The sequence below is a fragment of the Variovorax ureilyticus genome (assembly GCF_037889935.1).
GTDB classification, from domain to species: domain Bacteria; phylum Pseudomonadota; class Gammaproteobacteria; order Burkholderiales; family Burkholderiaceae_C; genus Variovorax; species Variovorax ureilyticus.
The window spans coordinates 1-7462 of sequence record NZ_JBBKZU010000040.1 but is presented as its reverse complement, the minus strand read 5'-3'; the positions used below and the strand labels follow the sequence as shown (position 1 = coordinate 7462).

6 protein-coding genes are annotated in these 7462 nt (G+C 59.9%); 5 read left to right on the top strand and 1 reads right to left on the bottom strand.

Annotation, left to right across the window (positions count from 1 at the left end; all coding sequences use genetic code 11):
- Positions 1–241 precede the first annotated feature (241 nt).
- The 5 genes from WKW77_RS34805 (at position 242) to WKW77_RS34785 (ending at position 5804) form a co-directional block, all read left to right on the top strand.
- On the top strand, positions 242–1585 hold the full coding sequence (locus tag WKW77_RS34805; protein ID WP_340361447.1) for an ATP-dependent nuclease: 1344 nt from the start codon (positions 242–244) through the stop codon (positions 1583–1585).
- A complete protein-coding gene (locus WKW77_RS34800) occupies positions 1582–3111 on the top strand; it encodes a UvrD-helicase domain-containing protein (RefSeq protein ID WP_340361446.1) in 1530 nt (509 codons plus the stop codon). Before WKW77_RS34805 ends, WKW77_RS34800 begins: the two co-directional genes overlap by 4 nt.
- Before the next feature lie 12 nt (positions 3112–3123).
- On the top strand, positions 3124–4035 hold the full coding sequence (locus WKW77_RS34795; protein WP_340361445.1) for an AbiJ-NTD4 domain-containing protein: 912 nt from the start codon (positions 3124–3126) through the stop codon (positions 4033–4035).
- 112 nt (positions 4036–4147) lie between these two features.
- Positions 4148–4822 carry a hypothetical protein gene (locus tag WKW77_RS34790; protein ID WP_340361444.1) on the top strand — a complete coding sequence of 225 codons (675 nt, stop codon included), beginning with the start codon at positions 4148–4150 and terminating at the stop codon, positions 4820–4822.
- A gap of 379 nt (positions 4823–5201) precedes the next feature.
- Positions 5202–5804: a hypothetical protein gene (locus tag WKW77_RS34785; protein WP_340361443.1), complete on the top strand. Its 603-nt coding sequence runs from the start codon at positions 5202–5204 to the stop codon at positions 5802–5804.
- A 236-nt stretch (positions 5805–6040) separates the two neighbouring features.
- Here WKW77_RS34785 and WKW77_RS34780 read toward each other — a convergent pair whose 3' ends face one another.
- Positions 6041–7345, bottom strand: a complete 1305-nt coding sequence (locus WKW77_RS34780) for a UvrD-helicase domain-containing protein (RefSeq protein WP_340361442.1) — start codon at positions 7343–7345, stop codon at positions 6041–6043.
- Between the last annotated feature and the right edge of the window lie 117 nt (positions 7346–7462).

Here is a 7462-nt window from a genome sequence, read left to right as displayed (position 1 = left end):
GCGCCTGGCGATCGCCGCGGAGGCCTGACAGATCAATAATGCAACCCTCGTCCTGCCTGGAGGAATTTGAGTGTCCACGGGTGGGGGAGTTTGAAGTGTCGATCGGGGGCCATGGGCGTGGGATGGCCAGGACGCTGTCGCGCCATCGGCCGACGGCGAGGGCGTCCATCCGGGGCCTGGCGAGCCGGTGTATCGCGTGCGCGTGCGAGGGACCACGGAGCTCGAGCTCGCATGGGAGGTCATGCAGCCCAACGGCGAGTTCGATCATTTCTCGACTGCCGTTCGCCGACGTATCGGCCTAGTCCGGATGAGCGCTGATGAGCGAAATGATCGCGATCTGCGCCTTGTCTATGGCTCCGCGCTGGATCGGTTGCTGGCCGACAACGCATTGCGGGCACGTATCGGCAAGGAAGTGGCGGGGCTCAATTTGCACGATTCCCTCAATGACAAGGGTAGGGATGCGATTGAAAAGCTGGATACGCGCATGGCTGGTGCCGCGCTTCCCAGTGAACTGAAACTCGGCCTCACGACCAGCCAGGGGTTGTCGATTGGCGCGCTCATTGGCCTGATGGCGACTAAGAACGGGGTGGCTTTGCCCCTAAGCAGTTGGGGCGCGGGTACCAGACGGATGGCAGCGCTCGAAATTGCATCGTCAACGGACAAGGAAGCAAGCGTTACGCTCATCGATGAAATCGAGCGCGGACTGGAACCGTACCGTCTGCGCAAGCTCATCAACATCCTGGCCGGTCAACACGGGCAGATCTTCCTCACTACACATAGCCCTGTCGCCATTTCGTGTGCAGAGGACGCACACCTTTGGTATCTGGACAGTCAGGGCTCCATCGGGACGCTGCCTCGGGACAAGATCGGGCCACAGCAGAAGCGCGACCCTGAAACGTTCTTGGCGCGCGTGGCTGTCATTGCGGAAGGACCCACCGAAGTTGGCTTCTTGCAGTATCTACTGGAGAAGGCTTTCGAGGGCAACCCGCTCGATCACGGGGTGCGAGTCTGCGATGGTCAGGGCAATGGAGCGACCTTGGATCTGCTAGAGACGCTCGCGTCTTCCGGTTTGCTGTTTGCCGGCTTAGCTGACGACGAAGGTACCGCGCCAGAGCGGTGGAAGAAACTGAAGGAAAAGCTCAAAGGGCGGTTGCACCAGTGGCCGAAGGGCTGCACCGAAGATCATGTGATCAGGGCCGTTCCCGATGCGAATCTTCTCGAGCTGCTGAAGGACGCAGAAGGCGAACTGGACGGCAATCGACTTCGGACTTTGGCGGAGCGCCTTGGACTTCAAGACAAAAGCACCGAGGCGATAGATGCGGCGCTGAAAGCCTCTGGAAAATCGTGGCGCGCACTGATCATTGCAGCCGCCAGCGGTAGCAAGGATGGGGCGCCCGCAAGTCAAGAAAAGGCTTGGAAGAAGCATTCCCAGCATTGGTTCAAGTCCACTGTCGGTGGACAGGAGTTGGCCCAAAAAATGGTCACGCTAGGCGCGTGGGTGGACATCCAGCCGCAGTTGCTTCCGTTGATCAATGCGGTACTGGCAGCCGTGGGACGCGAGGCCTTGGAAAAGCTCGATCTATGAGCGACCAGGCCGTCGCCAAGCTTCTCCGCTCACCCGAGCCGCTGGTGATCATTGAAGCTGCGGCGGGCTGCGGCAAGACATACCAGGGTGCTGCGTACGCGCAGGAGGTGGTGGGGGCGATTGGCGATGGCCGCTTGCTCATCCTGACGCACACTCACGCCGCTTGTTCCGTCTTCGCGGAACGCACGAAGAAGGCCGGGTCACGCGTCGAAATCAAGACCATCGATGCCTTAATTGCACAGATCGCGCTCGCGTACCACAAGCCACTGGATTTGCCGCGGGATCTGACATCCTGGGCTTTGCGGGATGGCGGGCGAGGCTTTGAGATTATGGCGACCAAGGTCGCGGGATTCCTGCGCAATCAGCCAATGGTGGCTCGTGCACTCGCCCGACGCTACCCAGTCATCGTGTGCGATGAGCATCAGGACTCCAGTGTCGATCAGCACAGTGTTGTCATGTCCCTGCTGTCTGCTGGAGCAACCGTCCGGATCTTTGGCGATCCCATGCAGCGGATCTACGGGGCCAAAAGCGATAAAGCCGCGCGTGAGGATCGTGCCCGCTGGGACGCATTGAAGGCGCAGGGAGCTGGCGAGAGGCTGATCACGCCTCATCGTTGGCAAACCGGTTGCCCTCTGTTGGGAGCTTGGGTCATCGAGGCGCGGGAGAACTTGGAGCGCGGAACTCAGATTGACCTAACCAGAGGGCTGCCTCCATCCGTTAGGGTTCTTGTCGGAAACAACACGGCTCGGATGCGAACAGGCTACCAACTGTCCAAGGAGCACAGAGCACCGATTGACAAGGTGCTAAGAAGCAGCCCGCAGCTGATGGTCCTCGCATCGCAGAACGACTTGGTGGCGGCACTTCGCGCCTTTTGGTTTCGGGCAGTCCCGATCTGGGAAGGACATACGCGAAATGCGCTGGGGGCACTCGTGCAGACCCTACGAGACGGTCATGGCAATCCGGAAGCACTAGCGTTAGGAGTCATCAGCTTCATGGGCAGCGTTGCAGCAGGGTTCAGTCTTTCCAGTCATGGCGACAGACTTCTGCAAGAGATCCGAACTGGGGCGGCTCGCCCCACCATTGGAAAGCCGGCAAACATTCAAGCGGTCGCACGATGCCTGCTGAACAATCCGTCGCACACGGGGGTGTCGGACGCCCTCGCGAAAATCACTGCGCTGGTGAAGGACTCTGCTGCGGGCTTCGATACCGTGAAAATTGATCATGGTTCCGAGCTGCGGGATGCCGTGCGTATAGGCCAATTTTCAGGTCCCGACGAAGGTTTTGCGGAGGTTTCGCGCATGCGCTCCTATTCCCATCCTTCTCTACCCAAGAAGGTGCTCAGCAGCATTCACAAGGCGAAGGGGCTGGAGTGCGACCACTCGATGCTGATGGCCTGCGACAAGGCCCAGTTCACGTCGACGCTGTACGCGAAATCTAAGATGTACGTCGCCCTCAGCAGAGCGAAGAAGTCGCTCACCTTGGTGGTTCCGACATCCAACCCTAGTCCCCTGTTCAAGGTCCATTGAGAGACTTATCCCATGAGCAACTATTTCAGCGATCGGGAGATCGGTCCCAAAGCACGTACCGAGCAGACGATGAGTCCGGCCGCTTGGGGAGGCATCGCGGTCCTGGTTGAGTCGCTGGCGAGTTCCGGAGCGTTCGGGGCTTCGTTTCCAAAGGAATGCCCCGATGGTCATGCGATCTGTGGCAACGACACGGACAAGCTTAAAAGCGCCATCGAGGCGGAGATTGAGGGGTTGTCTTGGCCGCTGCAACGCGACGAGTTCGACGAAGATGATTTCATGCGGATGCGAAAGCCTTGGGCGCCCCCGACCCTTGTGGCACTTGACTTCATCGAGTTCGTTTGGAGGTGCGTAGCCCTTCCGGTTCCAGGGAAGCTTCACGACTACTACCGCCATCACCATCTTTCGTTCGATAGCACGCAGGGGCGTTCTGCGCTCGTGAGCGATGTGAACCGCATCCTTGCGCGCAACGGGCTGGCTTATGAGATCACTGGAGACGGCGAGGTCCGTCGGATACTGCCGGCCGTCATTGGTGACATGCTCGCAAGGACCTATTTCCAGACCGGGGATCAACTGCTCGACGTCATGCTGGAAGAGTCACGCAGGAAGTTCTCAGACCCCGATCCGTTGATTCGCCGTGAAGCGCTGGAGCGGCTGTTCGACTCATGGGAGCGCATCAAGACATTGGCCGACGACAACAAGGCCAAATCGGCGAAGCTGGTTCTGGACAGGGCAAGTTCTGAGCCGGTATTTCGCCAACTTCTGGAAAAGGAAGCCCTGGAGCTTCGAGAGATCGGGAACAGCCACCTGCTACGCCATCACGAACGAACCCAGACACCCGTGATCGATACTGACCATGTCGACTATCTGTTTCACAGGCTCTTTTCTTTGGTGGATCTGGTGGTCCGCAAGAACGCACCTCGTTAGGAGCCAAGGCTCACCAGCGCTGACGAAGAGGTTAGTAGGCTGGCGCCATCCGTCAAGATTCGACCTTGACCAACATCGGAGGGCGCCGCGGTCTGCTAAGGTGAGCAGCCGTATGCAGAAGACCTCTCTAGATTGGCTCTATCGCCGCTATCCGCATTTCAGACAATTTCCCTTCGGGTGGCGACTCTCCAAACGCACGGCGATGTTCGCGCTAACGCTCGCCTTGGTGGGGTGCCTCATTGGATGGGGCATCCGCGAAGACCTGAAGGTGGCCGACTGGGCGTCGTGGGTACAGGCCTTTGGATCTATTGGTGCCATCGTGGGCGCATGGATCATCGGGCGATCTCAATCCAAAGCCGCGCTCGAGCACGCACTGCAACTGCGGGATCGGGAACACGTTGAACGAGTTCGCGCGCTCTTCCCGATCGCTGCCCGAGCGTTCGAGCTCGTGCAGGATCTTGAACGCGAGCCCTGTGATTCCTACTACCAGAAAACCTACAGCGAGAGTTCCTTTCGCACCTGCCTGAAAGCTCTTGCTGCCATCCCATTGCATGAGCTTGGCAGCTACGCGCTTGTCCAGGGCTACATGGAATTGCAACAGGCGTTGGAAGCCGCAGCACTCGCCGCCGCGGGACGTAAGGAACTCGGGCAGTTTAACTTTGCGGAAAGGCAGCGCCGACGAGCTGCCGATAGCGACATCAGCGCCGCGTATCGCGACGCAAAGATGGCCTTGGACAAGATTGAAACCAGCCAACCGAGTCGCGAACTTAAGCAGATTCTCGATTAGTGCTGCGTAGCCGGCCGTGTGCCGATGCGCGTCCGCTGCGATCGCGTCTCGCGCATACAGGCACTGGCTGCTTCGCGTTGGCTAACGGCCGAGCCATTCGGGTCCGCCAAGTCAAAGGACCGCAAGCGCTGCAATCCCGCGGCTCAACCCGGCCACGTGCGGTCCTTGCTAAGCCACCGAACGTCACCCGACCGCTTGCCCAAGCGCTCATCGGCCGCGACATGAAAGCGGTGTCGGCTCGGATGGCCAAGACCCGCCTAGTCTTCGCTGCTTGCGCCGCGGTGCCTTCCGGGATCCAGCAAAAATGGCCGAGCTTGTGTGAGTTGTGCGAGTTGACTATGCTGACTCACATAACTCGCACTCTCCACAGGGCGCCGCCATGAAGAACCTGAGCTTTCACGTAGATCTAGACCCTCGCCAGGCATCCCATGAGCTGACGGAGAAGGACATTCAACAGGTTCAGGAAATGTTGCCTGACTTGCTCGCCGCTGTATTGGCCGTGCGGCACGAGCGCCGCCTAGCTGCACGCGCGACGCTCGTAAATCTGTTTGCCGGACGAGCAGAGATCACGCCAGCCGACTCCGCGCAAGCGCGGATGGAAGGGCGCGCCCGTAGCGCTATTCAAGAAGGCACGGACTGGTACACGGCGCAGCAAGTGGCTGAGTTTGCGAAGCTGCGCCCCGGCAACCCAATAGGAAGCGTCAGCCGCTGGAAGGCTCAGGGCCGTGTCTTCGCGCTTCGACAAGGCAACCGAGACTTGTACCCACGCTACGCACTAGGCGGCGACTTTCATCCGCTGCCTGCGATGAAGAACATCCTGCAGGTGCTGGGCAAACAGAGCGCCGAGTGGCTGACGACGTGGTTCGAGAGCACAAACGGCTTTCTTGGCGGAAGGCGTCCGCGCGAGCTTCTCCTATCCGACCCCGCACGTGTGCTGGAAGCCGCGAAGGATGAAGTGGAGTCGCGGGAGTTCGCCAGTTGAGCTGGCTCAATGACGCGATCACCCGCGGCACCGCCACCCTAGCGAACTGAATCGTCCCGAGCGCGCTCCCCTAGCGCGGCTGTGACGTGCCTACGATTGCCCCCGGGCCTTTGCTCGACTTCGTTCTCCGGCAAGAGGGCAGGACCTTGGGCATGGTCGGAGACCGTCGGACTGCAGTCATTCAGGCTCGTCATGGCGAACGACCGCAAACGCTGCGGAGCGCACTGCGCGGCGAATCACCGGGATTGACGGCGGGCGTCACGCGTGTACCTGCAACGCGGAAAGTTGCTGCACCCCATGAAGGGCCCGTACGTCGACTTTCTGAGCCTTAGGAATCCGTCGCCGCATGCCGGGCAGAGTTCGGCGTCGTCTTCAGAACCGTCGACATTCAAGATCCGAAGGCCGTGATCCTTCAGCAATTCCGTGACGAAGGTCGACTCCATGTGCCGGACCGTGATGAGCGTTGCGGTCGAGCGGGCCCGGGTCAGCGCGACGTAGAAGAGTCGGCGCTCTTCTGCGAACTCGAACCCCTCACCTGAGGGCATCGCCAGTTGCAGCACTGGGTCATCCGCAACCTTGCTGGGAAAGCCGAGCGTTTCCGAGGTGACCCGTGGAACGATAACGTGATCAGCCTCAAGTCCCTTGGATGAATGGACGGTCAGGAAAGAAGCCTCCACCCACCGTCGGTCGTACGAGGCCGGCATGTACAGCTGGTCTTTTCGGTATCGACCCAGCAGATGCACCTTGGCCTTCCTTCTCAACGCCGCCGATTCTTTCGAGATTTCTTGAAGTCTTCGCTCAACCGCCCCGCGGATGAGTCTCTCATCATCGACTCGGATGATCCGCACCGGCTCCGCGATGTCGGTCTTGAATGACCGCACCTCTTTGGCAATCTGACGGGGATTCTTGCGAACGAACTTGCTGCTGATGCCACACAGCGAAGGAGGGCAACGAAAGGTGGTTTCCAGCTTGAGCGTGGTGCCCGCCCCAAAGAGGGCGTCGAACTCCGTCATTACTGCCAGATCCGCACCCGCGAAGCGGTTTATTCCCTGCCAGTCATCCCCGACCGCAAAGAGGTACCGGTCTTCGCCGTGAACCAGCGCAGACGCCATTCGGGCACGCGCGCGACTCGCATCCTGAAATTCGTCCACCATGATCAACTCATAGGGACTTTCCCACTGGCCCGATTCCAAGCAGTCGGTAGCCAGGTTCAACATGTCTTCGAAGTCGATGCACCCGCTTTCGCGAAGCTTGTCCGTCCAGGCGCCCCAAATCTTCTCGAACAGCCGCAGGAACATTTCGTGGCGGAACTGGAAGTCGCCTGCGATCCGTTGCTGCAGCCGTTCGCGCAAGTCCTGCATCGACAGCCGGCTGCTCTTCACGTGGGTGAGGAAGGTTCTAAAGGTGGCCGCGAGGCGAGGATTCTCAATGGGCTGGCGGCCTGGCGCCGTTCGATCGGGGTTCGGGTCCAGGTTGACGCCCAGCTTGGGGAGTTCACCGCTGAGATACGCAAACGCTTTGCCTGACCAGAGCTGCGCCATGGTGGTTGCGGATTTCAGCGATCGTAGCCGGGCATTTCAGTCTGATCGTAGCCGGCGATTCAGCGTGATCGTGGCCAATGGAGGCACACGCGAGTGAAGGGTTGCATGGTATCTCAG